Below are 24,541 nucleotides of genomic sequence, written 5' to 3' on the forward strand. Positions count from 1 at the left end.
GTGTGTTAGACATGGGACACCGGGGCCCGGCCCCGACCGCCAGGGACGGACGCACGGGGGAGGCGCCGAAATGGGATCAGGGACCACCGGTACCGGATCGACCGGCGGAGCCGGACAGGGCTACCGCATCGAAGTCGAACAACTCCGCGCCTTCGCCGGCCAAGTACGGCTGCTGCTCGCCGACTTCCAGAAACACGCCGACGGCAGCGACACCCACGGCCGCAGCGGCATCGGCAAGAACGCCTTCGGCACCTTCGCCGAAGCCACCGAGATCCACGGCCGCTACGGCACCATGCGGGACGCGCTGCGCGACGTCCTCAACCAGCTCCAGGAAGCCGTGAACGAGGCCCAGCAGAAGGCCGACCTCACCGCCACCAACTACGAGGAGCAGGACCAGCACGCCGCCGCGAAACTCAAACTCGGCGACGACGGCTGGTCCGTCGCCCACCCCTCCGCCGGCAGCCAGGCCGCGGCCCAGCAGAACCTCACCCCGTCCACCCGCGGCAACGCCACCGTCTGACCGCCGCCCGCCCGGACCGAACGGAGGCCGACCGCCCGTGGTCTACACCGACTTCACCAAGTACAGCCACGCCCAGCTCCGCACGATGGCACAGGCCCTCGACCCCGGCGCGGTGATGGCCGCCGGAGACCCCTGGCGCAAGGCCGCCGACACCCTCAAACAGATCCGCCAGACCCTCACCAAAGCCAGCACCGAAGCCGCCACCTCCTGGGAAGGCACCACCAGCGACGCCTTCCACACCCGCATGCTCACCCTCGCCGCCAGCATCAACAACGCCGCCGCCTACGCCAACGACGCCGCCAACATCCTCCACACCGCCTCCGAAGCCATGGCCAAGGCCAAGCGCGACATGCCCGAGGAACCCGGCAACTGGGACAAGGTCAAGGACACCGTCGGCGACGCCCTCTTCGGCGACGACGACGAACACCTCCCCCTCGCCGACCGCAAAAAGGCCGAAGCGGCCGCCATCATGCAAACCCTCGCCATGCACTACCGCATCGCCACCCCGGCCCTGAAGCCCCCGCCGCCACTGGATGCGAAGAGGCCGCCGACGGACCCGGTTCGAGGCCAGGACCGCGATGTCACGAACCCCGATGATCCGAGTGGTTCGGCTGCGGCCACAGGGGCCGTGATGGCCGGGATGATGGCCACGGGAGACCGAGTGGGGCCTGTGGTAAAGGGCGGTTCCGGGATCACGGCTGGGAGGGCGTCAGGTCGATCGGCTACCCCGAGGTCCAACGCGGTGAGTGCAACCGCGCCGACCGACGCGGGGATTAAGGGAGGCACCGCACAAGCGACGCCCAAGCCACTTCCGTCGGCGGTGCCGATCGGCTCCGCAGCCTCGAACAAGCCGGCGTCCGGTCCGGGGATCAGCACCGGGCCTGGCACAGGGATCAACGGCACGTCTGTCATGACGACCCCGAACACGTCGGTGACCACGCCTTCCACCACTGGGCTTCCCAGTGCGGCCAGCGGTGGTCCCGGTTCACCGAACGGGGCCCCGGGGCCGGTCGTCGGCATGCCGGTCCGAGCAATCGGTGAGATCGTCGGGGGCTCCGGACCCAAGAGCATGGCCGGTAAGGACGGGGAGGTGGTCGGCCCGGCTCCGCGCTCCGGGCGGCCTTTCGGTTCGAGTGATGTGGTGGGCGGCCGTATCGAGCAGGGGGGCCGGGCTGCGTCGGACGCGCGTTCCGGGGGAAGTGGCTCGGGGAAGACCGGCGGTGTCGCCGAAGGCGGTGGTCGTACGGTCGGTCGCGAGGGCGGCCGACAGGCGTTCACCGAGGGGGGGTCGGGACTCGGAGCCCGCAACCGGGTCAGGACGGAGCCATTGCCCGGCACGACGGGTGGAATGGGCCCTGTGATGGGTGCAGGGGATGCTCGACGCGGAGGGGTCGGCAAGAGGAAGGACGGCAAGCGCCCCGACTACCTCGTGGAGGATGCCGAGACATGGGAGCCGGACAGGAAAGCCAATCCGAACGTGGTGGAATGATTGATCTCCGCCGACGTGCGGACTGGCGGATCTGTTGTCCCGCAGGACGGAGAGCCTAGGGGCGCCTTGCTGACTGGGGTTGAACATGTCGAGTGGCCGACTGGTACGCGTTGCTGGTGTGCTGACTGCTGGGACCCTGCTCTGGGGAATGGCTGTTACTCCGGGAGTGGCTGATCAAGTACGGGACTCGCAATGGGTTCTCCGCTCCTTTGACGTCGAGAACAAGGTCTGGTCGCAGAGTCAGGGGGAGGGCGTCGTCGTTGCGGTGGTGGACAGCGGGGTGATGCAGGACCACCAGGACCTGACGGGGCAGGTCCTGCCAGGAGCCGACTTCTCCGGTGCGAAGACCGACGGCCGGGTGGACGACCTCGGCCATGGCACCGGGATCGCCAGCATCATTGCCGGGCACGGTCACGGAGATCGGGCCGGGGTGATGGGCCTTGCGCCGAAGGCCAGGATTCTTCCGGTGCGTATCAGGACCAATGGGGAGTCTCCGAACCTGGACCAGTCGGACATCGCGCTCGCTGTTCGGTATGCAACCGACAAGGGAGCCAAGGTCATCAACATGTCGCTCGGCGGGTACTCGCGGTTTGATTCACAGGCACGCGATGCGATCAAGTACGCAGTATCCCAGGACGTCGTGCTCGTAGCGGCGGCCGGGAACGGCGACGGCAAGACAGTGGAGTACCCAGCTGCCTTCCCTGGTGTCGTCGCTGCGACTGCAGTTGACGAGCAAGGGAGGCTGTGGGAGAAGGCGACTCCAGGGCCCGAGACCACCCTGGCGGCTCCCGGCGTTGAGATCTACCACTCGTCGGCGAAGTCCACGTCGAGCTACGGAATCAGCCAGGGGACGTCCGATGGTGTCGCCTACGTGTCCGCCACTGCGGCGTTGATCAGGGCGAAGTACCCGAACCTGTCGGCGGGGCAGGTGGTCAATCGGATGATCAAGACGGCCACTCCTCCGGCGGACGGTTCGGCGGTGCCGAGTGACCGGTACGGGTTCGGGGTTCTGGCGCCGGCGAAGGCGTTGGAGGCGAATCCTGCCGTGGACAACGGGCCTCGGGAGAATCCGCTGGTGGGGCGGAAGGAGTCGCAGGGGGCACCGCCGGTGGACGATCCGACGGATGGGGTTTCGGAGGAGGCTGTCGCCCCGGGGGCTGATGGTGGCGGGAGCAGCGGGAGCGGGTTGGGGGTCGTGGTGGGGGTGGCGGCCGGGGGTTTGGTGTTGGTGGTCGGTGGCGTCGTGGCGTTCGTGGTGCGGGCGCGGCGGCGGCGGGGGGCGGCTGGTGGGGGGTTGTATCAGTGAATGGCGAGCCATTCGTCGCGTAGGGCGGCCATCTGGAGGATGTCCCAGTAGCGGTTGTCCCAGTGGTGGGCCTGGCGGGAGCGGCCTTCGAGGGTGAAGCCGGATTTGCGGTAGGCGTGGGCGGCGCGTTCGTTGTACTCGAAGACTTCGAGGTGGACGCGGTTGAGGCGGATGGTTTCGAAGGCGTGGCGCAGGACCAGGAGGGTGCTCTCGGTGCCGATGCCGCGGCCGGTGCTGTCCGGGGTGAGGGCGATCCGGAAGCCGGCGGAGGAGTTGTCGGGGTCGACGTCGGTGAGGGCGGTTTCGCCGAGGAAGCGGCCGGTGGTGGGGTCCTCGACGGCGAGGTCGAGGCGGTCGGGCTGGTCGGGGCGGGTGGCGCACCACTGGTGGATCCGGTCGCGGGTGAAGGCGGTGCGGGTGCCGGTGAGCCGGTTGGTCGTCTTGTCGGTGCAGAGTTCCCACATCGGGTCGGTGTGCCGTTCGTCGAGGGGGACGAGCCGGATGGTGGGGCCGTGCAGGGTGGGTTTCACGGCGAGGGCGGCGAGGTCGGTGAGGTTGGTGGTGTCGGCGGTCATGGTGTCCAGGATGGCGGGCCGGTTTCTGGTTCGTCCACGTGTTTGATCCGGGTCGTGCGGGTGCGCACCGGGCTGGAGCGCGCGGGGGGATGGGGGCGCGTGATGAGGGAATGCGCCGGTGGGTGCGCCGGGGGTGGCAGCATTTCGGCGATCGCTGGCGTCATTGCCACTGGTGGGGCCTGTCGGGTGGTGGAGATGCTGGGCCCATGAGCACTTCTGAGAGCACGCCGGTCGAGAGCACGTCGATCGCCGCCACCGACGGCACCGACACCGGGATCGTCCCGGACACCAAGGACTGGACCTGGGTGTTGGAACGCCCCTGTCCCGACTGCGGGTTGGACACTCCGCGGGTGGTCCGGGAGGACGTTGCCGGGATGGTCCGGGCCAATGCGGAGGGCTGGCTGACGGTGCTGGCGGGGGAGGTGGACGGACTGCGCCGCAGGCCCGCCGCGGGGGTGTGGTCGGACCTGGAGTACGCGTGCCACGTCCGGGACGTCTTCCGGCTGTTCGAGGTCCGGCTGGGCCTGATGCTGGACCGGGAGGACCCGCTGTTCCCGAACTGGGACCAGGACGACACGGCCGTCGCAGAGCGCTACGGGGAGCAGGACCCGAAGGTGGTGGCCGGGGAGCTGGCGGAGGCCGCGGAGAGGCTTGCCGGGGCCTTCGAGCGGGTGGCCGGCGAGCAGTGGGGGCGGACCGGGAACCGCAGTGACGGGGCGCGGTTCACGGTCGAGTCGTTCGCCCGGTACCTGATCCACGACCCGGTGCACCATCTGTTCGACGTGACGGGCGAACGGGTCTGAGGCCGGGCCGGGGGCGGCGGCGGGGGCGCGGGGTCACCAGCCGGAGGCCTCGCGCAGCATGGTGCGGCGCAGCCGTCCGGCCACGCTGGCGGCGTCGGTGCCGATGACGTCGGCGATCTCGGGGGCGGCGAGGCCGACGACGTAGTGCAGGATCGCCAGGTCGTCCTCGGCCGGGTGCCGGTCCGGGTCGGCGGTCACCCGGCGGGTGTGTTCGGCGACGGTGCCCCGCAGGATCTCCCAGGCGTGCGCGGTCGGGTTGGAGCTGCCCATCAACTCCCGCCAGTGCACCGCGATTTCCGCGAAGGCCTGCTGGACGGCGATGGCCGCGGCGGCGTGCTCGGTCAGCCATACGCGCGCATAGCTGAGGTGCCGGGGGCGGTGGAGTTCGCAGAACGCGGTGAACTCCAGTGGTACGTCCGCCGGCTCGCCGGGCCCCGGGGGCGGCTCGGCGGAACTCTCGTGACGGTTGGTCATCTCGGCTTCTCGGAAAGGGAGATGGGTTTCTGAGGGTCGATCATCTGTGCTCACTCTACGGTAGGCCCTCGGTGCGCTGGGTGACCAATCCGATGGAATGCCCGGAACCCGCCGCCGCCAGGCCGGTTCCGGTGGAGACCGGGTGCGGCGCGGCGGCGGGACGGCCGGGAAGGTGGCCGGCGAGGGCCGGCGGGGCAGTACTGCGCAGTGGCGGGGGACTCGTAGGTGCGAGCGTGTCGCAGCTGGTCAGAGCGTGTAGGACGGCTTTGGCTGCAAGGCAGTTGATGTGACACCGTAGGGCCTGAGGAGGCTGGCGTCCACGCTCAGGGCGCGAACCTGCGCCCGCACAACCACCCGCACAACCGCACTCACGATCGTCGCGGAGATCACCACGGACGGGGAGACGGTCGTCATCACGGTGACGGTCGTGCGCGTGGCGTTGACGGCGTGCGCGGAGTGGGCGCGCTGCGGACGCGGTGGACGGCCGATGTGGCGGGCCGGGCACTCGGCCGCGCGTCGGGGCGGTTCCGTGGCGGCCGGGCGCCGCCGGGTACATCGACCGCGCCCCGGCGGCCTGAACGGGACCGGCCTGAACGGAACCGGTCCGAACGGAACCGGTCCGAACGGGGCCGGCCGGGGCGGGAGGGTGGGCGGAGCGACCGCCGGTCAGGAGGTCGTACGGGCCTCCGCGGGGGTGATCCGGTCGACGGCGGTGTCCCGCTCGACCTGGGTCGGGAAGGCTTCGACGGCCCGTCGCCGGGCCGCCTGTGCCACGGCTGCGGCCGCGGCCGCAGTCGCCGCGGCTGCTCCGGCGGCGGCCTCCTCGCGCTCGCGCCGGTGCGCGGCGCCTGCGGCGTGCGTCCCGGAGCCGTGCGTTGCGGAGCCGTGCGGACCGACGGAGAGCGACCCGGAGGCATGTGGACCGGAGCCGTGCGGACCGGCGGAGAGCGCCCCGGAGCGGTGCGTCCCCGGAGTGTGCGGCCCCGGGGTGTGTCCGCCGCCCGTGACGGCTCCGGGGGCGTGCTCCCCGGCGGGCTGCTCCGGGGTCCGTCGCCGGCGGCCGAGCGCGGCCCGGGCGGCGTGTTCCTCGGCAGCCTGTCTAGCGGCCAGGTAGGCCTGTACGGCGGCCATGCCGTAGACGGGCTGGATGAGCTGATGGCCCTTGAAGAAGGGCCTGGCCGGGGCGAACCCGGCGGCGACCACGAGGTCGCGGATCTCTGCTATCTCGGCTTCACTGCGGGCGGTGAAGCGGACCTCCCAGCCCTTCTTGTACGTATGGCCCTTTTCGCCGCTGCGGCGGGCGGGGTCCGGGCGGCGGACGTATCCGGGCAGGCGGCCGAGGCGGAGCTGGGCCGCGCGGAGGCCGGCGGTCTCGTCACGTGACATGACGTAAGCCTAGGCAATCCCCGGGGCGGGATTGACGCCTTGGGCATCCCTCGCCGTATGCCTTTGATCACTCTGGGTCAGGCGACCAGGTCGACGATCGTTTTCGATCACATATGACAACCTGATGAGCGTCAATTACTCCAAATGAGTGAGGGTATGAGGACTTTAGTGCGGGCTGATCCCGGTTTCGCGACGGTTGGGTAACAGTGCGTCAGGGGCCCGGTCGCGGGTCCCGGGGGTTGGGGATGGTGTCGGCATGAGCTACCGGATTCCGATGCCGCCGCCGTCCCTGGAAGAGCTGGCGAAGCGTCAGCAGAACGTCGTCACCGCGAGCCAGTTGCGCGCCCGGGGCGTGCCGGCCCGGATCATCACCGAGCACTGCCGCCGGGGCGGACCCTGGCAGCGGATGCTGCCCAGGGTCTACCTGCTGCAGGCCGCCGAGCCCACCCCCGAGCAGCGGATGTGGGCCGCGCTGCTGTACGCCGCGCAGAACGGTCGCGAGGAGGGTCGCCGGGAGGGTGCGGTGATCACCGGCACGGCCGCGCTGGCGCTGTACGGCTTCACCGTCGTGCCCCGGCTGCCCGCGGTGACGGGAGTGGACGTCCTGGTGCCCCGGCAGCGCCGGCTGAAGGACGTCGGTGAGGTCCGGATCCGGCGCACCGAACGGGAGTTGGTGGCCCGCTCGGTGCACGGGCTGGCCTGTGCGCCGGTGGCCCGGGCGGTGGCCGACGCGCTGGTCGAGTGGACGGCGGAGCCGTCGGGCGGCCCGGCTCCGGTGCGCGAGGTGCTGAGGGAGGCCCTCGCTCTGCCCGGGAACCACTGCACGGTGCGGGAGTTGGTGGCCGAGCTGACCGACTCCGGGTTGACCTGCGAGCCGCGGGTGCGTGCCGCGCTGGACGAACTGCTGGCCACCGAGCGGGATTTGGTGCTGGAGCGGCTGGGGGTCCTGGTGGACGAGTGGCTGCTGCCGGCGCCGCTGAGCGCCCCCGAGCTGCGGATGCGCGGCGGTACGTACATCGCCGTCCCGGACCTCTACTGGCCGGAGCGGGGCGTCGCGGTGGAGGTGGACTCGGAGCTGCGCTGCGTGAGCGAGGGCGAGGCCGCCTGGGTGCGCGGCGGCCAGCACCGGATGGAGTACCTGGGCGTCCGCGTGGTGTACGTCTGCGGGGCCCGGCTGGCCGCCGACCCGGACGCGGTCGGCGGCGAACTGCGCGAGGCGTACCGGGCCGGCGGGACGGACGTGGTGGAGCTGCTGGTGGTGTGAGCGGCCCCGGGAGCCGCTACGGACGGACCAGCGGTGTGCCGACCAGCTCGACCCCGGCCGCCCGCAGCTCCGCCAGCGCGGCGGCGGTGGTCTCCGCGGCGACCCCGGCGGTGAGGTCCAGCAGCACCCGGGTGGTGAAGCCCGCCCGGGCCGCGTCCAGCGCGGTCGCCCGGACGCAGTGGTCGGTGGCGATGCCGACCACGTCGACCTGGTCGACCTGCCGCTCGAGCAGCCACTCCACCGGACCGCGGTTGTTCTCGTCCAGCCCCTCGAAGCCGCTGTACGCCGCCGAGTGGGCGCCCTTGTCGAAGACCGCCTCGACCGCGCCGGAGATGACGGCGGGTGCGAAGTTGGGGTGGAAGCCCACGCCCTCGGTGCCGGCCACGCAGTGCGGCGGCCAGCTGTCGACGTAGTCCGGCTCGGCGGAGAAGTGGTCGCCCGGGTCGATGTGGTGGTCGCGGGTGGCGAGGATGTGGTGGTAGCCGGGGGAGGACTCGGCGATCAGGTCGGTGATGGCGGCGGCCACCTCGGCGCCGCCGGCGACGGCCAGGCTGCCGCCCTCGCAGAAGTCGTTCTGCACGTCGACGACGATCAGTGCCCGGTGCATGGCTCGCATCCTCGGATCTCGGGGGCCCGCGGGAGGCGGCGCCCCGGTGGGGGGAGCCCTCGGGAGTACGCGGCCCGGCCGCTGCGGGCGCGGGGGGTACTCGGGGAGCTCCGGGGGAACTCGGGGAACTCTACGGTCGACTGTAGGGAGTGGCGCGCGGGGGCGGAAGCCCCCGGGGCCGGTCCGGTGGGCCGGTCCCGGCCCCGGGCTCCGGTCAGTGGGCCGGCCCGGCGGGCAGGACCAGTTCGGTCGGCAGCACCGGGTCGCCCTTGGACAGTTGGGTGGCCGACAGCGGCAGGGCGGCGCGGGCGCGCACGTGCCGTTCGCGGGCGGCGCTCAGCGGTTCCCGGCCGACGGTCTCGCCGTCGAGCACCAGCGGCACCTGCATCAGGTGCGGGCGCAGCCCGTCCGGGACGGGTCCGGTGCCGACCACCTCGGCCTCGGCGACGCCGTCGGCGTCGGGCCGGCGGGCCGCCCACTTGCGGCCGCCGATGCTGGTCTTGCCGCCGGCCGCTCGCTTGGCGACCGGCACCATCGGTCCGCCCTCGGTCTCGGCGCGGGCGACCAGCTTGTAGACCATCGCGCAGGTCGGGTGGCCGCTGCCGGTGACCAGGCTGGTGCCGACGCCGTAGCCGTCCACCGGTGCGGCGGCCAGGGCGGCGATCGCGTACTCGTCGAGGTCCGAGGTGACGATGATCCTGGTCCGGTCGGCGCCGAGTTCGTCCAGCTGGCGGCGGACCCGGTGGGCCAGCAGGGTGAGGTCGCCGGAGTCGATCCGGACGGCGCCCAGTTCGGGGCCGGCCACCTCGACGGCGGTGCGCACGGCCTCGCGCAGGTCGAAGGTGTCGACCAGCAGCGTGGTGCCCTTGCCCATGGAGGCGATCTGCGCCGTGAAGGCGTCCCGTTCGCTGTCGTGCACCAGGGTGAAGGCGTGGGCGGCGGTGCCGGTGGTCGGGATGCCGTGGGTGAAGCCGGCCTCCAGGTCGGAGGTGGCGGCGAAGCCGGCCACGTAGGCCGCTCGGGCGGCGGCGACGGCGGCGTGCTCGTGGGCGCGGCGGGCGCCCATCTCGATCACCGGGCGGCCGCCGGCGGCGGCGGTCATCCGGGAGGAGGCGGCGGCGATGGCCGAGTCGTGGTTGAGGATCGAGAGGATCACCGTCTCCAGGATCACGGCCTCGGCGAAGCTGCCCTCGACGGTGAGCAGCGGCGAGCCGGGGAAGTAGACCTCGCCCTCGGGGTAGCCGTGGATGTCGCCGCGGAAGCGGTAGTCGGCGAGGAAGCGCAGGGTGGTCTCGTCGACCACGTCCTGGTCGGCCAGCCAGTCCAGCTGCGGGGTGGTGAAGCGGAAGTTCTCGACGGCGTCCAGGACCCGACCGGTGCCGGCCATGACGCCGTATCGGCGGCCGCTCGGCAGGCGGCGGGTGAAGACCTCGAAGACGGAGCGGCGGTGCGCGGCCCCGCTGCGCAGGGCGGCCTGCAGCATGGTGAGCTCATAGCGGTCGGTGAGCAGCGCGGTCGAGCCGGCCGCGCGCACGGAAGTGGCGTCCATACGGATGATGCTACTACCACTTAGCGTCAGAGTGACGATTTCTCGGCGAGCGTGCCGGGCCGGAATCGCCGGGGTGTCCCCCGGATGGCAGCATGGGGCATGAGGGGTTACGGACGACTGTGCAGCGAGGAGGACCCGGCTTGAGCGTCGCGCCCGTGGAGATCGAGCGCCCGGAGGTCGAGGGGGTGCCGGTGACCGAGCCGGACACGCCCTGGGTGACCATCGTGCACAACGACCCGGTCAATCTGATGAGCTACGTCCAGTACGTCTTCCAGGCCTACTTCGGCTATCCGAAGGACAAGGCCCGGAAGCTGATGATGGACGTCCACACCAAGGGCCGGGCGGTGGTCTCCAGCGGTTCCCGCGAGGAGATGGAGCGCGACGTCCAGGCGCTGCACGGCTACGGCCTCTGGGCGACACTGCAGCACGACTGACGCCGGACCGACCGGCGCCGGACCGACCGGCGCCGGACCGACCGGCGCCGGCGGGACGGGCGCCGGCGCGACCGGCGCACAGGCGGCCGGGGCCGGCCCGACGGGTGCCGGACCGCCGGCCGTACGACCGAAGACGACGAAGACGGGCTGACCGATACAGATGGCTGGGTTGTTCGAGAGTGCCGGCGGTGGCGGCGCGGCGATCGCGCTGGACGAGTGGGAGGCCTCCATCCTGCGCTCGCTGGAAGTGCAGTTGCTGGAGCTGATCGGCCCCGGCCCGGGCGGGGAGGGTGACGACCCCTTGGCCGCGCTGTTCGCCGAGGGTCCGACCGAGGCTCCCGCCGACCCGGCGCTGGCCCGGCTCTTCCCGGACGCCTACGGCGACCCGGGGAAGCCGGAGGACGAGGAGGCCAGGGTCGCGTCCGGCGAGTTCCGCCGCTTCACCGAGCTGGACCTGCGGGCCCGCAAGCGGGACGACGCGCTGTTCGTGGTCCGGGCGCTGGACGGCCTCGGCGACGGCGGGGTGCTCAAGCTGGCGGCGCCCGACTGTCGGCGCTGGCTGGGCGCGCTGAACGACCTGCGGCTGGCCGTCGGCGTTCGGCTGGAGGTCACCGAGGACGACGAGGACGGTCTCTACGAGCTGCCGGACGGCGACGAGCGCAAGCCGCTGGTGATGGCGTACCTGTGGCTGGGGGCCCTGCAGGAGTCGCTGCTGGAGGCCATGGCGGACTGAGTCCGAGCGGACCCGTCCCTTGGGTGAGTGATCCTGCCCGATTCCGGGCAAGCCCCGGCCGTTTCGTCCAAAATGCGGACGATTGGTCGGGGCATTTCTTATGAAAATCGGGCAAACCATACCAGGTCATGCTCAAATAACGCTCAGATGGACACCGCTGTCCGAACTTCGCGTGGTACGACTTCTCCACCCCCGAGACCGACCAGGACGGTGCACAGTGGCCGAGAAGTTGTACGACGAAAGGGTCGACAGCGCGGCGGACGGCGAAGGCTACGAGCGCGGGCTCGGCAGCCGCCAGATCCAGATGATCGCGATCGGCGGAGCGATCGGCACCGGCCTGTTCCTCGGCGCCGGCACCGCGATCTCCCGCTCCGGCCCGAGCCTGATCCTCTCCTACGCCGTCGCCGGCCTGGTGATCTTCGTGATCATGCGGGCGCTCGGCGAACTGCTCACCTACCGACCGGTCTCCGGCAGCTTCGCCGAGTACGCCCGGGAGTTCCTCGGCCCCTTCGCCGGCTATGTGACCGGCTGGACGTACTGGCTGTTCTGGGTCGTCACCGGCATGGCGGAGACCACCGCCGCCGCCGTCTACGTGCGGTTCTGGGCGCCCGACATACCGCAGTGGGTCAGTGCGCTGACCTTCCTGGTCCTGCTCTACGCGGCCAACCTGATCTCGGTGAAGCTGTTCGGCGAGATCGAATTCTGGTTCTCCATGGTCAAGGTCACCGCCATCATCGGCATGATCCTGATCGGCGTCGGGGTGCTGACCCTCGGCTTCAGCAAGGCCGGTGACACCGCGTCGCTCGGTCACCTCTGGCAGGACGGCGGCTTCTTCCCCCAGGGCATCGGCTCCACCGTGATGACCCTTCAGATCGTCATGTTCGCCTACCTGGGCGTCGAACTCGTCGGCGTCACCGCGGGCGAGAGCGAGAACCCCGAGAAGACCCTGCCGCGGGCCATCAACACCCTGCCCTGGCGGATCATGCTGTTCTACATCGGCGCGCTGGTGGTCATCCTCTCGCTCGTGCCGTGGACCGAATTCCGGCCCGGCGTCAGCCCGTTCGTCGCCGCCTTCGGCAAGATCGGCATCCCGGCGGCGGCCGGCATCATCAACTTCGTGGTGCTCACCGCCGCGCTCTCCTCCTGCAACTCCGGGATGTACTCCACCGGCCGCATGCTGCGCGACCTCGCACTGCGCGGCCAGGCCCCGGGACGGCTCACCAGGCTCAACTCCCGCCGCACCCCGGCCTTCGCGATCACCGTCTCCTGTCTGCTGATGGGGATCGGCGTGGTGCTCAACGGCGTCGTCCCGGCGCGGGCGTTCGAGTACATCACCTCGGTCGCCACGGTCTGCGGCCTGTGGACCTGGGCGATGATCCTGATCTCCCAGATCCGCTACCGCCGGGCCTGGCGGGCCGGTCACCTGCCGGCGCCCACCTTCAAGGCGCCCGGCGGCACCTGGGTCAGCTGGGCCGCGCTCGCCTTCCTCGCCCTGGTCGTGGTGCTGATCGGCCTGGACCGGGACAACCGGATCTCGCTGTTCGTCTTCCCGTGCTGGGCCGTGCTGCTGGTGGTCGGCTACCAGGTGCTCAAGCGCCGCGACCCGCTGGCCCTCCACGGCGTCGCCGCGGACCGGCAGCCCGCCGGTGACGGCAAGCTGCCCGCCGGTGACGGGAGTCTGGACGCCCGCTGACCGGGCCCGGCCCCGGCGCCACGGTCCGGACGCGGACACCCGTCGGCCGGACGTGGACACCCACCGACCGCGCCTCGGACGCCCAGGCGGACAGCCGCCGGGGCGTGGCTATCCTGGCCCGCATGCTGACCATCACCCGAGAACTCCGCGACCGGATCGTGGCCCACGCCCGCGCCGACCACCCGGACGAGGCCTGCGGCGTGGTCGCCGGACCGGCCGGCAGCGGCCGGCCCGAGCGGTTCGTCCCGATGCTCAACGCCGCCCGCTCGCCCACCTTCTACGAGTTCGACTCGGGCGACCTGCTCAAGCTCTACCGCGAGATGGACGACCGGGACGAGGAGCCGGTGATCGTCTACCACTCGCACACCGCCACCGAGGCCTACCCCTCGCGCACCGACGTGAGCTACGCCTCCGAGCCGTTCGCCCACTACGTCCTGGTGTCCACCGCCGAGGGCGAGGGCGAGGGCGGCCCGTACCAGTTCCGCTCGTTCCGCATCGTGGACGGCGAGATCACAGAGGAAGACGTGCAGGTCGTCGAGGCCTACCCGGTCTGACCGGCACCCCCGCGGACGCGGCCCGCCGACCCCTCCCGAAGGGGCGGCGGGCCGCTGCCGTCTCAGCCCTGGGAACAGGAACATCCGGATCCCGAGACAGCCATGTCGGAGCGGGCCCGGGAATCTATACGATGAGTCCATGCGTTCCGTCGATGTGAGCACTCAGGCCCCGGGCATCCGCCTCGTGGCGCGCCTGCACATCGACCTGTGCCGGCACGCCGGTGCGATCTGTCCCGGCACGCCCGCGCGCTCGCGCTGAGAGCCGCTTCACCACCTCACCCGGGCCCGCCGCCCCCGGCGACGCCGAGCCCGGGGCGACCGCCCCGCCGCCTCCGCCGCGGCCCACTCACTCCACGACTCGCCCAGGAGCGCACTCATGGCCATCGAGGTCCGCATCCCGACCATCCTCCGCACCTACACCGACGGCGCCAAGGCCGTCGAGGGCAACGGCAGCAACCTCGGGGAACTCTTCACCGACCTCGACGCCCGCCACCCGGGCATCGCCGCCCGCCTGGTCGAGGGCGGCGAGCTGCGCCGCTTCGTCAACGTCTACCTGAACGACGAGGACGTCCGCTTCCTGGAGGGCATCTCCACCGCCCTCGCCGACGGCGACAGCGTCACCATCCTGCCCGCCGTGGCCGGCGGCGCCCGCTGACCTCCCGGTTCCCCCGCCCGCACGGCGGGGGAACCGCCCTCTCCACCCCACCGCCTTGGCCGGAGGCCCGCCTTGCGTTACGACAGTCCGCTCGAAGCCGTCGGCAACACCCCGCTGGTCCGTCTGCCGAGGCTGTCCGCCGCCGTCCCCGGCAACGCCGACGGCCTGGTGAGCCTCTGGGCCAAGCTGGAGGACCGCAACCCGACCGGCTCGATCAAGGACCGCCCGGCCCTGCACATGATCGAGCGCGCCGAGGCCGACGGCCGACTCACCCCCGGCTGCACCGTCCTGGAGCCCACCAGCGGCAACACCGGCATCTCGCTGGCCATGGCCGCCAAGCTCAAGGGCTACCGGATGGTCTGCGTGATGCCGGAGAACACCAGCGAGGAGCGGCGCGAACTGCTCCGCATGTGGGGTGCCGAGATCATCCCCTCCCCGGCGGCCGGCGGCTCCAACACCGCCGTACGGATGGCCAAGGAGATCGCCGCCGAGCACCCCGACTGGGTGATGCTCTACCAGTACGGCAACCCCGACAACGCGGGCGCCCACTACACCGGCACCGGCCCCGAGATCCTCGCCGACCTGCCCACCGTCACCCACTTCGTGGCGGGCCTCGGCACCACCGGCACCCTGATGGGCGTCGGCCGCTACCTGCGCGAGAAGGTCCCCGGCGTGAGGATCGTCGCCGCCGAACCGCGCTACGACGACGTGGTGTACGGGCTGCGCAACCTCGACGAGGGCTTCGTCCCCGAGCTGTACGACGCCGAGGTGCTCACCACCCGCTTCTCGGTCGGCTCCGCGGACGCCGTCCGCCGCACCCGCGAACTCCTCCAGCAGGAGGGCATCTTCGCGGGCGTCTCGACCGGCGCCATCCTGCACGCGGCGATCGGCGTCGGGCGCAAGGCGGCGGCCGCCGGGGAGCGCGCGGACATCGTCTTCGTGGTCGCCGACGGCGGCTGGAAGTACCTGTCCACCGGCATCTACACCGCCGAGTCCACCGAGGCCGCGGTCGAGGCGCTGCAGGGCCAGCTCTGGGCGTAGGGCGTGTCCGACAATTCCCGCCGGGTGCGCCTCGAACTGTCGGACACGCCTGGGGCGCAGGGCCCGTTCCGTGGATCCTCGCCGGGCCCGCGGCATCCGGGAGCAGGCCGCTAACCGCGCGGCAGCGCCCGCTGCGCCCGGGCCCAGACCTGCCGGTCCACCGCGCCGGCCCGGCGGCGGAAGGCCGACAGCGGCACCTCGCGCAGCTCGTCGGTCTCCAGCCAGCTGGCCCGGCCCTCCCGGTCGCCGACCGTCCCGGGCGGCAGCGGCAGTACGCCCGGGCGTTCCGCGTGGTGCTTGCTGGTGATCTTGGCGACGGTGGCGGTCCGGCCGTGCACCCGCAGTACCAGGCACGGGCGGTCCTTGGACCCGGGCCCGTCCTCGAACGGCACCTGCGCCCACCAGATCTCCTGCGGCTCGGGGCCGGCCCCCGGCCGCGGCTTCGGGCCGGTGGGCCCGGCCGGGCGCGGGGCCGGGCGGGTGCGCCGCACCAGCGCCGCCGCGGCGGCGGCCAGCAGCGCGACGCCCAGCAGCGACAGGACGAGCCAGGTAGCGGTCATGCCGTTCATGCGGCGAACCGTACCGGGCCGGGGTGAACGCCACTACCGTGCCGGCCGTGACGGCCGGGCATTTGTCCGCGCATTTGTCCGCGCATTGCTCCCGGTTCGTCACGGAACTGCCACAATGCCCGTTCTGCGCCCGGAGTCCCGGCCGGTCAGGCAAGGCTGCGTCACGAACGTCCGCCCCCGTCCCCCGGAGGTGCCCCCGTGACCCGTGGCCCCGAGCTGTGGTCCTGCGCCGAGATCGCCCGCCACATCAACGTCCGGCCCGCGACCGTCCGCAGTTACCGCCGGCACCGGCTGCTGCCCGATCCGGACGTCATCGACGGCAGCGGCCGCCCGCGGTGGTACCCGTTCACCATCCGTACCTGGGCCCGCAACCGGCCCCGGCACCGCTGATCCCCGGCCCGTCAACCACCCCCGCTCCCGCTCCCGGCGTTCTGGTGATTCCGCCCACAGCCCGGCACGGGGACGGGGGCAAAGTGCCGCTCCGCCCTTACCCTCGACACACCAACGCAGTGCTATCGGCCGGTTCGCCGCGCCCGGCCTGCCGTTTTCCATGCCGTTTTCCATGCTGTCCGGTGGAGGACGGCGATGCCGTTTTCCAGCAGCAGCCAGGATGTGTCGGGGCGGAGGGGCTCGGATGAAACTGACCGTGGTGGGGTGTTCGGGGAGCTTCCCGGCCGCCGACTCGCCCTGCTCCAGCTACCTGGTCGAGGCCGAGGGCTACCGCGTCGTGCTCGACCTCGGCAACGGAGCCCTCGGCGCCCTCCAGAAGTACACCGGCCTCTACGACGTCGACGCCGTCCTGCTCAGCCACCTGCACGCCGACCACTGCGTTGACCTGTGCGCCTACTGGGTGGCCCGCAACTACCGCGCCGAGGGCTGCCCCGAACTGCTGCCCGTGTACGGCCCGGCCGGCACCGCCGAGCGGCTCGCCCGCGCCTACGACATGCCGGAGAACCCCGGGATGAAGGAGGTGTTCGAGTTCCGCACGCTCACCCCCGGCAGCTTCGAGCTCGGCCCGTTCCGGATCGTCGTCGCCCAGGTCAACCACCCCGTCGACGCCTTCGCCTTCCGGCTGGAGCACGACGGCCGCTCGCTGGTCTACAGCGGGGACACCGGCGAGAGCGCCGAACTCGTCGAACTCGCCCGCGACACCGACCTCTTCCTCTGCGAGGCGGCGTACATCGACGGGCGCGACTCCTATCGGGCCGTCCACCTCAACGGCCGCGAGGCGGGCGAGCACGCCGCCGCGGCCGGCGCCCGCCGGCTCGTCCTCACCCACATCCCCCCGTGGACCGACGCCGAGCACAACCGGCGGGACGCCGCGGCCGTCTACCCGGGGCCGGTCGAGGTCGCCCGGGCCGGTGCGGTGTACGAGGTCTGAGCAGCTCGGCGGGGGTTGCACGGGGTCCGCGGAAGTCGCGGGAAAAAAGTTCCGGGACGACCTGCAACCTCGCCGCCCCCCGTACGTCCTAGTAGGTGAGCGGCGGGAAACGCCGCCGGAACGGTCGGCCCGTCGGGCGCGGCCGCGATCACACCACTCACCAGGCTTGCTTCGTGCTGCCCGGATCCGGCCGCGTCGGTCCGGAGCGGAAATCCAGGGGGACTCCCATGCGCAAGACCAACCGTGCCCTGAACCGGGCCCGCCGGCTCGTTCCGGCGGTCGCGCTGACCGCCGCGCTGGTCGCCGGCGGCGCCGTGACCGCGACCCCGGCGTTCGCCACCGCCGGGCCGCTCGGCCTGACCGTGCACGCCCCCGCGGTGGTCGGCTTCGCGGGCGGGCCGGTCGAGTTCACCGAGCACATCGGCAACCCGGGGGACCAGGGCACGTCCGTCGTGCTGGACTTCGAGATCGAGAGCGACCTCGGGACGCCGCCGAACGCCCTGAGCCTCGACTACTTCAGCGACACGACCGGTGGCTGGCTGCCGGTGGACCTGAAGGCGCGCTCCGAAGAGAACCGGATGGTCAACGCGGGCGGCACCGGCAAGGTGACGGTCCCGGCGGGCGGCACCGACGTCAGGCTCCGCCTCGGTGTCCCGATGGGCAAGCCGCACGACGGGGCCACCAACGGCGGCACCGGCCCGAACCTCGCCTTCCGCACCACCGTCAAGGGCTGGTGGCAGGACTCCCCGGTCGAGCCGCCGCTGAACGACACCCACGTGATCAACGTGGAGGGGATCACCAACGGCGTGTCCGGGGCCCCGGCCACCGCCGTCGCGGGCGGGGCGCCCATCGAGTTCGACGCGGTGCTCAGGAACCCGACGCCGTCCGCCTACACCAACCTCGGCAACGTGCTGTTCACCGACCGGCACGCCAGGGTCGAGGTCCGCGGTGCCGACGGCACCTGGACCGTCCTGGCGCCGGTCACCACCGAGGCCGAGCCTCCGGCGGGCTTCTACCTGGACGGCCGCAACTCCTCGGCGGCCCCGGGGAGTTCGCAGACCAAGCGGGTCCGGGTCAGCTACCCTGCCGACATGCCGCCGGGCGCGACCGAGCTGAATCCCTGCGTGTTCGTCAACGAGGGCGACGGCATGCCTTTCCGCGGCACCACCCTGTGCTCGCCCGGCGCCACCGTCCGGGTCGTCGCCCCGGAGCCGAAGCCCACCACCACGCCCGCCCCGACCGGCACCCCGGAGAGCACCGGGACCCCGGCCCCGACCCCGTCCACCGGCTCGAACGGCTCGAACGGCTCGAAGCCGCAGCCGGGTGGCGACGCGCCCGCCGCCCAGCAGGCCGGCGACGTCACCAGGGCACCGGCCGCCCCGGCCGCTTCGGCGCCCGCCGCGCCCGCGGGCGACGCCCCGGCGGCCGGTGACCGGCCGGTGGGCGACCACCTGGCCTCCACCGGCGCCGACAGCGACCGGACCGGCCTGATCGCGGGCGCCGGAGCGCTGCTGGTGGGCGCCGGCGCGGGGGCCTTCCTCCTGGCCCGCCGCCGCCGCACCAGCTGACCGCCCGCTGTCCGCGGCCCGTCCGGGAGGCCCGGGCGGGGCCGCGTACGGCCGTGTCACCGGCGTCGGTCACGGCGGCCCACCGGGTTCCGGGCGACGGATCGTCAGCGTCGCCCGGGCGCCGGCAGTCCGAGGTGGTCCCGCAGGGTGGGGCCGGTGTAGTCGGTGCGGAACACCCTGCGCTCCTGGAGCAGCGGTACGACCCGGTCGACGAACTCGTCCAGCCCGCCCGGGGTGAGGTGCGGGACGAGGATGAAGCCGTCGGCCGCGTCGTTCTGCACGAAGTGGTCGATCTGCGCGGCGACGGTGGCGGGCGAGCCGATGAAGGACTGCCGGCCGGTCAGCTCGATCACCAGTTCGCGGCTGGTCAGCTTCTTCTCCGCGGCCACCGCCCGCCACCGTTCGGCGACGGCCACCGGGTCGGCGTGCCGGACCCGCCCCTGGACCAGGCCGCTGTCCGGGTCGGGGTCGACGGTCGGCAGCGGTCCGTCGGGGTCGTGGTCGGACAGGTCGACGCCCCAGACCTGCTCCAGGAAGGCGATCGTGGTCTGCGGGCCGACCTGGGCCCGGCGGATCCCGTGGGCCCGTTCGGCCGCCTCGGCGTCGGTGTCGCCGAGGACGAAGGTGGCCCCGGGCATGATCTTCAGCTCGTCCGGCTTGCGCCCGTACGCGGCGAGCCGGCGTTTGACGTCGGTGTGGAAGGCCTGGCCGTCGGCGAGGGTGGAGTGCCGGGAGAAGACCACGTCGGCGGTGGCGGCGGCGAACTCGCGCCCCTCGTCGGAGTCCCCGGCCTGGATCACCACCGGGTGGCCCTGCGGCGGCCGCGGCAGCGAGAGCCGGCCCTCGACCTCGAACTGCGGGCCGCGGTGCCGGGCGGGTTCGTCCCCTGCGTCCCAGAACTCCCGTGCCAGCTGGACGAATTCGGCGGCGCGGGTGTAGCGGTCGGCGCGGTCCAGGTAGCCGCCGCGGCGGAAGTTCTCCCCGGTGAAGGCGTCCGAGGAGGTGACCACGTTCCAGGCCGCGCGGCCGCCGGAGAGGTGGTCCAGCGAGGCGAAGCGGCGGGCCAGTTCGTACGGCTCGTTGAAGGTCGCGTTGACGGTGGCGGCCAGGCCGAGCCGTTCGGTGACGGCGGCGAGCGCGTTCAGCACGGTGATCGACTCGGGGCGGCCGACCACGTCGAGGTCGTGGATGAGGCCCTTGGTCTCGCGCAGCCGCAGGCCCTCGGCGAGGAAGAAGAAGTCGAACTTCCCGCGTTCGGCGGACTGCGCGAGATGGCGGAACGAGGAGAACTCGATGTGGCTGCCGGAGGCCGGGTCGCTCCACACCGTGGTGTTGTTGACGCCGGGGAAGTGCGCGGCCAGGTGGATCTGCTTGAGCGGTCGGTCCGTCATCGGGTCACCTCGGCGAGGGCGGGGGAAGCGGCGGGGGCGCCGGCGGGGTGGGCGGCGTAGCGGCTGGCCGGGCGGGCCAGGCCGAGGTGGTCGCGCAGGGTGCGGCCGGTGTACTCGGCGCGCAGCAGGCCCGCGGCGCGCAGGGCGGGGGCGATCCGGTCGGCCAGCGCCGCCAGGTCGCGCGGCGGGTCGGCGGGGGAGAGGTGGAAGCCGTCCACGCCGGTGCCGGTCGCGGTGAGTTCGGCGAGCAGCCGCTCGTCGGCGGCCCGGTCGGGCAGGGCGGACAGGGCGGTGTCGAGCCGGGCGAGGATGCGCAGGCCCTCCCCGGCGCGCAGCCGCAGTTCGGTGGCGGCGGCCAGCCTGGTGGCGCGGTCGGGGGCGTCGAGCAGCACGACGTCGGCGTGCCGGATCGCGGCGGCGGTCCGGGCCCGCCCGCCCGGGGAGGCGTCCGGCGCGAGGTCGGCGGCGGCGACCGGCACCGCGACCACCGGGCGGCCCTGCGGCGGGCGCGGGGTGATGGACGGGCCGCGGACCGAGAAGTGCGTGCCCTCGAAGTCGATGTAGTGCAGTTTGTCGCGGTCGATGAACCGCCCGGTCGCGGTGTCGCGGATCTCCGCGTCGTCCTCCCAGCTGTCCCAGAGCCGGGCGGCCACCTCGACGGCGTCGGCGGCCTCGGCCCACAGCTCGTCCTCGGCGGCGACCGGGCGGCGGCCGAAGGCCCGGGCCTCGGCCTCGGTCGTGGAGACGCCGACCAGCCAGCCGGCCCGGCCCTCGCTCGCCCAGTCCAGGGTGTTGACCGAGATCGAGGTGTGGAAGGGCTCGGTGTGGGTGGTGGTGACGGTCGGCACCAGTCCGACCCGGTCGGTCCGCGGGGCGATCCGGGCGAGGGCGGCGAGCGCGTCGGGGCGGCTCGGCGCGGCGGCGAAGGAGTCGTCGAGGGTGACGAAGTCCAGGGTGGCCCGCTCGGCGAGGCGGGCGAGGTAGGCGTAGTGCCCGGCGTCGAAGCGGCCGGGGCTGTCGAGGGCGGCGGACAGGTGCAACTGGCGGGGCATGGTGAGCCTGACTTCCTCGTGCGGACGCGTGCGGGTGCCGGCGCGGCCGTGCGGGGACACGGGAGCGCGGGGGCACGCCGGAGCGCGGTGGCGGCCCGCGGGCGGAGCCCGTGCGGGCGGGGGGAAGGTCCGGAGCCGGGCGGGACGTCAGCCGGGCGGCGGCGGGGGAACGGTCGGCTCAGCCGCGACACGCCGCGGACCACACGCGACCGAAGTCGATGTGGCTGCGGGTGACCAGCGGGCACGAGGCGTTCACCGCTTCAGTTGACCAGGGCGTCCGTCGGTTCGTCAACCGCCGTTTCCGTCGGCCCGCGGTGCCCGGGCACGCGGAAGGCCCCGACCCGCCGCTGGGGGAGCAGCGGCGGGGCGGGGCCTTCGAGGCGGGCGGTGACGCGGGCGTCAGGCCTTGGTGACGTCCTCGATCTCGTCGTCGTCCTCGCGACCGGGGGTCTTGAGGTCGAACTTGGCGATCGCGAAGCGGAAGAGGAAGTAGTAGACCGCGGCGAAGACCAGGCCGAGCGGGATGATCATCCACGGGTCGGTGGCCTTGTTCCAGGCCAGCGCGTAGTCGATCAGGCCGCCGGAGAAGGTGAAGCCGTCGTGCACGCCGAGCGCCCAGGTGACGGTCATCGAGACGGCGGTGAGCAGCGCGTGGATGACGTACAGGACCGGGGCGATGAAGACGAAGGCGAACTCGATCGGCTCGGTGACACCGGTGACGAAGGAGGTCAGGGCCAGCGAGACCATCATGCCGGTGACGGCCTTGCGGCGGTGCGGCTTGGCGGCGTGGGCGATGGCCAGCGCGGCGGCGGGCAGCGCGAACATCATGATCGGGTAGAAGCCCGACATGAACTGTCCGGCGGTCGGGTCGCCGGCGAAGAAGCGGGTCAGGTCGCCGTGCACGACGGTGCCGTCGGCCTTGGTGAAGTCACCGGTCTGGAACCAGGCGAAGGAGTTCACGAACTGGTGCATGCCGACCGGCAGCAGACCGCGGTTGACCAGGCCGAAGGCGCCCGCGCCGAGCGCGCCGGCGCCGATCAGGCTGTCGTTCAGGCTCTTGACGGCGTCGCCGATCGGGCCCCAGGCCAGACCGAAGAAGACGCCGACGGCGGTGCCGACGAAGGCCATCATGATCGGGACCAGGCGGCGGCCGTTGAAGAAGCCGAGCCAGTCGACCAGCTTGGTGCGGTGGTACTTCTGCCACAGCACCGCGGCCAGCAGACCGATCACGATGCCGCCGAGCACGCCCGGGTCCTGGTAGACCGGCTTGATCCACTTGTCGCCGTCGACGTGGCCCTCGGAGACCGGGAACGCGGTGAGGACGTTCTTGTAGACCAGGAAGCCGACCAGTGCGGCGAGGGCCGTGGAGCCGTCCGCCTTCTTGGCGAAGCCGATCGCGATGCCCACCGCGAAGAGCAGTGCAAGGTTGGAGAAGACGCCGTCACCGGCGGTGGCGAAGACCGAGGCGACCTTGTTCCAGCCGAGGCCGTCCTTGCCGAACACGTCGTCCTGGCCGAGACGCATCAGCAGACCGGCGGCGGGGAGCACCGCGATGGGCAGCTGGAGGCTGCGGCCGATCTTCTGCAGACCCTGGAGGAGGTTCTGGCCGAACTTCTTGGCGGGGCTTGGCGTGGCCGGAGCCGTAGCGGGCGCCGGTGCCTGCTCAGACTGACTCATGGGGGTGGGTTCCTAACGGCATGGCGGTCGGTCGGGGGACGGCACAGGGGGCCAACCGCGAACTGGTCTACACCACACGTGGTGTAGACCAGTTTTGTAGCACGGGCGGAGAAGCCGAGGAACCCCGGAAAGCGGTGTCGCCGGGAAGCGCTATGAAATCGAAACCTACTTACCGAACGGCGATCATGGTTTCCGCCGCGATCGGTATTTTGGCCGACTGCGCAACAAAATCGATTTTGGCTAATCGCGCAACAAAAGCACAGCGTGCCCTACCGGTCACTGCCAGGGGAGTTGGGTGCCGCTGATGGGCCTTTCGGAAAAGCCGAAGGCCCCCGGACCGTCGGGTCCGGGGGCCATTGCGGGGATAACCCCGGTGTTGCTCGGGCTCAGGCCTTGGTGACGTCCTCGACCTGGTCGTCGTCCTCCCGCCCGGGTGTTTTCAGGTTGAATTTGACGATGATGAACCGGAAGAGCGCGTAGTACACGGCGGCGAAGACCAGGCCGATCGGGATGATCAGCCAGGGCTTGGTGGCCAGCCCCCAGTTGATCGCGTAGTCGATCAGGCCGGCCGAGAAGCTGAACCCGTCGTGCACCCCGAGGCCCCAGGTCACCGCCATCGAGGCGCCGGTCAGCAGCGCGTGCACGGCGTACAGGGCGGGGGCGAGGTAGGCGAAGGAGTACTCGATCGGTTCGGTGACGCCCGTCACGAAGGAGGTCAGGCCGACCGAGAGCATCAGGCCGTAGATCTCCTTGCGCCGGTGCGGCTTCGCCGAGTGCGCCATCGCGAGCGCGGCGGCCGGCAGCGCGAACATCATGATCGGGAAGAAGCCGGACTGGAACTGGCCGGCCGTCGGGTCGCCCGCCAGGAAGCGCGGGATGTCGCCGTGCACGATCGTGCCGTCCGCCTTCACGAACTCGCCGAACTGGAACCAGACGAAGGTGTTCAGCAGCTGGTGCATGCCGATCAGCAGCAGTGCGCGGTTGAAGACGCCGAAGATGCCGGCGCCGCCCGCGCCCAGATCGGCGAGGGTCTGCGAGAAGTCGTTCAGGCCGCGGCCGATCGGCGGCCAGACCCAGAGCGCCACCACGGCGGTCAGCATGCCGACCAGGGCGGTGATCATCGGCACCAGGCGGCGGCCGTTGAAGAAGCCGAGCCAGTCGACCAGCTTGGTGCGGTGGAAGCGGACCCACAGCCAGGCCGACATCAGACCGATCAGGATGCCGCCCAGCACGCCCGGGTTCTGGTACGTCGCGGCCGCCGCCTTCGCCGAGGTGTAGTCCACGCACTGGTCGCTGACCAGCACCGTCGGCGGCTTGCAGTGCTCCGGGAAGGCGTGCAGGACCCGGAAGTAGACCAGGAAGCCGACCACGGCGGCCAGCGCCGTCGAGCCGTCCGCCTTCTTCGCCATGCCGATCGCGACGCCGACGCAGAACAGCATCGGCAGGCCGAAGGCCGAGTCGAGCAGTGCACCGCCCGCGGCGGCGAAGACCCTCGCGACGTCGTCCCAGCCCAGTCCGTCCTTGCCGAACACGTCCGGCTGGCCGAGCCGGTTGAGGATGCCCGCGGCGGGGAGCACCGCCACCGGGAGCTGCAGGGAACGCCCCATCTTCTGGAGGCCGCCGTAGAAGGTGTGCCACCACGTGGTCTGCGGGGCTGTGGCGCCTGCCGAACTCATCCTTCGCCCTCCGGGTGCCGTTGCCGACCGGCGGGCCCCTGCGGGACCCTCGGGTGGGGCTCGGGAACACCCGGGGCCGTTACCGCGTTCCTCGGAGTACACATATATTGGTGTAGACCACTTGGAAGCAGGCCGTACCCCGGA

Annotated in this window: 25 protein-coding genes; 15 read left to right on the plus strand and 10 right to left on the minus strand. The window is 72.0% G+C overall.

From position 1 onward, the window contains the following. The first annotated feature begins 70 nt into the window (after positions 1 to 70). From ACWGJO_RS10930 to mycP, 3 genes are all read left to right on the plus strand, one after another. On the plus strand, positions 71 to 520 hold the full coding sequence (locus ACWGJO_RS10930) for a hypothetical protein (RefSeq protein ID WP_380545597.1): 450 nt from the start codon (positions 71 to 73) through the stop codon (positions 518 to 520). A 37-nt stretch (positions 521 to 557) separates the two neighbouring features. Continuing rightward, positions 558 to 2,009 carry a PPE domain-containing protein gene (locus tag ACWGJO_RS10935; protein ID WP_452183130.1) on the plus strand — a complete coding sequence of 484 codons (1,452 nt, stop codon included), beginning with the start codon at positions 558 to 560 and terminating at the stop codon, positions 2,007 to 2,009. A gap of 166 nt (positions 2,010 to 2,175) precedes the next feature. Next, a complete protein-coding gene (gene mycP / locus ACWGJO_RS10940; protein ID WP_452183131.1) occupies positions 2,176 to 3,315 on the plus strand; it encodes a type VII secretion-associated serine protease mycosin in 1,140 nt (379 codons plus the stop codon). Here mycP and ACWGJO_RS10945 read toward each other — a convergent pair. Then, positions 3,309 to 3,890 carry a GNAT family N-acetyltransferase gene (locus ACWGJO_RS10945; protein WP_452183132.1) on the minus strand — a complete coding sequence of 194 codons (582 nt, stop codon included), beginning with the start codon at positions 3,888 to 3,890 and terminating at the stop codon, positions 3,309 to 3,311. The genes mycP and ACWGJO_RS10945 overlap by 7 nt on opposite strands. Positions 3,891 to 4,096: 206 nt before the next feature. On the opposite strand from ACWGJO_RS10945, the gene ACWGJO_RS10950 reads away from it, so the two are divergent. Further along, positions 4,097 to 4,693: a DinB family protein gene (locus ACWGJO_RS10950; RefSeq protein ID WP_452183134.1), complete on the plus strand. Its 597-nt coding sequence runs from the start codon at positions 4,097 to 4,099 to the stop codon at positions 4,691 to 4,693. Between the two features lie 33 nt (positions 4,694 to 4,726). Here the strand turns inward: ACWGJO_RS10950 and ACWGJO_RS10955 are convergent, their stop codons facing one another. Together ACWGJO_RS10955 and ACWGJO_RS10960 are read right to left on the minus strand one after the other, a co-directional pair. Continuing rightward, positions 4,727 to 5,167 carry a hypothetical protein gene (locus tag ACWGJO_RS10955; protein WP_452183135.1) on the minus strand — a complete coding sequence of 147 codons (441 nt, stop codon included), beginning with the start codon at positions 5,165 to 5,167 and terminating at the stop codon, positions 4,727 to 4,729. A 666-nt stretch (positions 5,168 to 5,833) separates the two neighbouring features. Continuing rightward, positions 5,834 to 6,553 carry a hypothetical protein gene (locus tag ACWGJO_RS10960; protein WP_452183136.1) on the minus strand — a complete coding sequence of 240 codons (720 nt, stop codon included), beginning with the start codon at positions 6,551 to 6,553 and terminating at the stop codon, positions 5,834 to 5,836. Positions 6,554 to 6,809: 256 nt separating this feature from the next. Between ACWGJO_RS10960 and ACWGJO_RS10965 the strand changes: the two genes are divergently transcribed. Further along, complete coding sequence (locus ACWGJO_RS10965; RefSeq protein ID WP_452183137.1) at positions 6,810 to 7,817, plus strand: hypothetical protein; 1,008 nt, start codon at positions 6,810 to 6,812, stop codon at positions 7,815 to 7,817. A 16-nt stretch (positions 7,818 to 7,833) separates the two neighbouring features. On the opposite strand, the gene ACWGJO_RS10970 is transcribed toward ACWGJO_RS10965, so the two are convergent. Together ACWGJO_RS10970 and ACWGJO_RS10975 are read right to left on the minus strand one after the other, a co-directional pair. Further along, positions 7,834 to 8,424 carry an isochorismatase family protein gene (locus ACWGJO_RS10970; RefSeq protein ID WP_452183138.1) on the minus strand — a complete coding sequence of 197 codons (591 nt, stop codon included), beginning with the start codon at positions 8,422 to 8,424 and terminating at the stop codon, positions 7,834 to 7,836. A 214-nt stretch (positions 8,425 to 8,638) separates the two neighbouring features. Next, positions 8,639 to 9,973 carry a nicotinate phosphoribosyltransferase gene (locus ACWGJO_RS10975; RefSeq protein ID WP_452183139.1) on the minus strand — a complete coding sequence of 445 codons (1,335 nt, stop codon included), beginning with the start codon at positions 9,971 to 9,973 and terminating at the stop codon, positions 8,639 to 8,641. 140 nt (positions 9,974 to 10,113) lie between these two features. On the opposite strand from ACWGJO_RS10975, the gene clpS reads away from it, so the two are divergent. The 7 genes from clpS (at position 10,114) to ACWGJO_RS11010 (ending at position 15,083) form a co-directional block, all read left to right on the plus strand. Then, positions 10,114 to 10,407, plus strand: a complete 294-nt coding sequence (clpS, locus tag ACWGJO_RS10980; RefSeq protein WP_452183140.1) for an ATP-dependent Clp protease adapter ClpS — start codon at positions 10,114 to 10,116, stop codon at positions 10,405 to 10,407. A 160-nt stretch (positions 10,408 to 10,567) separates the two neighbouring features. After that, positions 10,568 to 11,140 (plus strand): DUF2017 domain-containing protein, encoded by a 573-nt coding sequence (locus ACWGJO_RS10985; protein ID WP_452183141.1) that lies wholly within the window; start codon positions 10,568 to 10,570, stop codon positions 11,138 to 11,140. Between the two features lie 304 nt (positions 11,141 to 11,444). Next, complete coding sequence (locus ACWGJO_RS10990; protein WP_452183166.1) at positions 11,445 to 12,833, plus strand: amino acid permease; 1,389 nt, start codon at positions 11,445 to 11,447, stop codon at positions 12,831 to 12,833. 122 nt (positions 12,834 to 12,955) lie between these two features. Next, positions 12,956 to 13,387 (plus strand): Mov34/MPN/PAD-1 family protein, encoded by a 432-nt coding sequence (locus tag ACWGJO_RS10995; RefSeq protein ID WP_452183142.1) that lies wholly within the window; start codon positions 12,956 to 12,958, stop codon positions 13,385 to 13,387. 139 nt (positions 13,388 to 13,526) lie between these two features. Then, positions 13,527 to 13,646 carry a putative leader peptide gene (locus tag ACWGJO_RS11000; RefSeq protein ID WP_387694855.1) on the plus strand — a complete coding sequence of 40 codons (120 nt, stop codon included), beginning with the start codon at positions 13,527 to 13,529 and terminating at the stop codon, positions 13,644 to 13,646. Between the two features lie 117 nt (positions 13,647 to 13,763). Next, positions 13,764 to 14,042, plus strand: coding sequence for a MoaD/ThiS family protein (locus tag ACWGJO_RS11005; RefSeq protein ID WP_030242903.1), 279 nt, complete (start codon positions 13,764 to 13,766; stop codon positions 14,040 to 14,042). A 72-nt stretch (positions 14,043 to 14,114) separates the two neighbouring features. Continuing rightward, complete coding sequence (locus ACWGJO_RS11010) at positions 14,115 to 15,083, plus strand: PLP-dependent cysteine synthase family protein (RefSeq protein WP_359904138.1); 969 nt, start codon at positions 14,115 to 14,117, stop codon at positions 15,081 to 15,083. Between the two features lie 110 nt (positions 15,084 to 15,193). Here ACWGJO_RS11010 and ACWGJO_RS11015 read toward each other — a convergent pair whose 3' ends face one another. Continuing rightward, on the minus strand, positions 15,194 to 15,652 hold the full coding sequence (locus tag ACWGJO_RS11015; protein WP_452183143.1) for a type II toxin-antitoxin system PemK/MazF family toxin: 459 nt from the start codon (positions 15,650 to 15,652) through the stop codon (positions 15,194 to 15,196). Positions 15,653 to 15,850: 198 nt separating this feature from the next. Here ACWGJO_RS11015 and ACWGJO_RS11020 point away from each other — a divergent pair, with 198 nt between their 5' ends. The 3 genes from ACWGJO_RS11020 (at position 15,851) to ACWGJO_RS11030 (ending at position 18,601) form a co-directional block, all read left to right on the plus strand. Beyond that, the gene (locus tag ACWGJO_RS11020; RefSeq protein WP_387694854.1) at positions 15,851 to 16,042 is read left to right on the plus strand and encodes a MarR family transcriptional regulator; all 192 of its coding nucleotides are present in this window, start codon (positions 15,851 to 15,853) and stop codon (positions 16,040 to 16,042) included. Positions 16,043 to 16,286: 244 nt separating this feature from the next. Further along, positions 16,287 to 17,033, plus strand: coding sequence for an MBL fold metallo-hydrolase (locus ACWGJO_RS11025; RefSeq protein WP_452183144.1), 747 nt, complete (start codon positions 16,287 to 16,289; stop codon positions 17,031 to 17,033). A 227-nt stretch (positions 17,034 to 17,260) separates the two neighbouring features. Continuing rightward, positions 17,261 to 18,601 carry an LPXTG cell wall anchor domain-containing protein gene (locus ACWGJO_RS11030; protein WP_452183145.1) on the plus strand — a complete coding sequence of 447 codons (1,341 nt, stop codon included), beginning with the start codon at positions 17,261 to 17,263 and terminating at the stop codon, positions 18,599 to 18,601. 104 nt (positions 18,602 to 18,705) lie between these two features. On the opposite strand, the gene ACWGJO_RS11035 is transcribed toward ACWGJO_RS11030, so the two are convergent. The 4 genes from ACWGJO_RS11035 to ACWGJO_RS11050 form a co-directional block, all read right to left on the minus strand. Beyond that, a complete protein-coding gene (locus ACWGJO_RS11035) occupies positions 18,706 to 19,992 on the minus strand; it encodes an LLM class flavin-dependent oxidoreductase (RefSeq protein WP_452183146.1) in 1,287 nt (428 codons plus the stop codon). Beyond that, complete coding sequence (locus tag ACWGJO_RS11040; protein ID WP_452183147.1) at positions 19,989 to 21,044, minus strand: LLM class flavin-dependent oxidoreductase; 1,056 nt, start codon at positions 21,042 to 21,044, stop codon at positions 19,989 to 19,991. Before ACWGJO_RS11040 ends, ACWGJO_RS11035 begins: the two co-directional genes overlap by 4 nt. 399 nt (positions 21,045 to 21,443) lie before the next feature. Continuing rightward, positions 21,444 to 22,721 carry a PTS transporter subunit EIIC gene (locus ACWGJO_RS11045; protein WP_452183149.1) on the minus strand — a complete coding sequence of 426 codons (1,278 nt, stop codon included), beginning with the start codon at positions 22,719 to 22,721 and terminating at the stop codon, positions 21,444 to 21,446. 386 nt (positions 22,722 to 23,107) lie between these two features. Further along, complete coding sequence (locus ACWGJO_RS11050; RefSeq protein ID WP_452183150.1) at positions 23,108 to 24,397, minus strand: PTS transporter subunit EIIC; 1,290 nt, start codon at positions 24,395 to 24,397, stop codon at positions 23,108 to 23,110. Positions 24,398 to 24,541: the final 144 nt, after the last annotated feature.

Source organism: Kitasatospora sp. NPDC054795, from assembly GCF_053611565.1.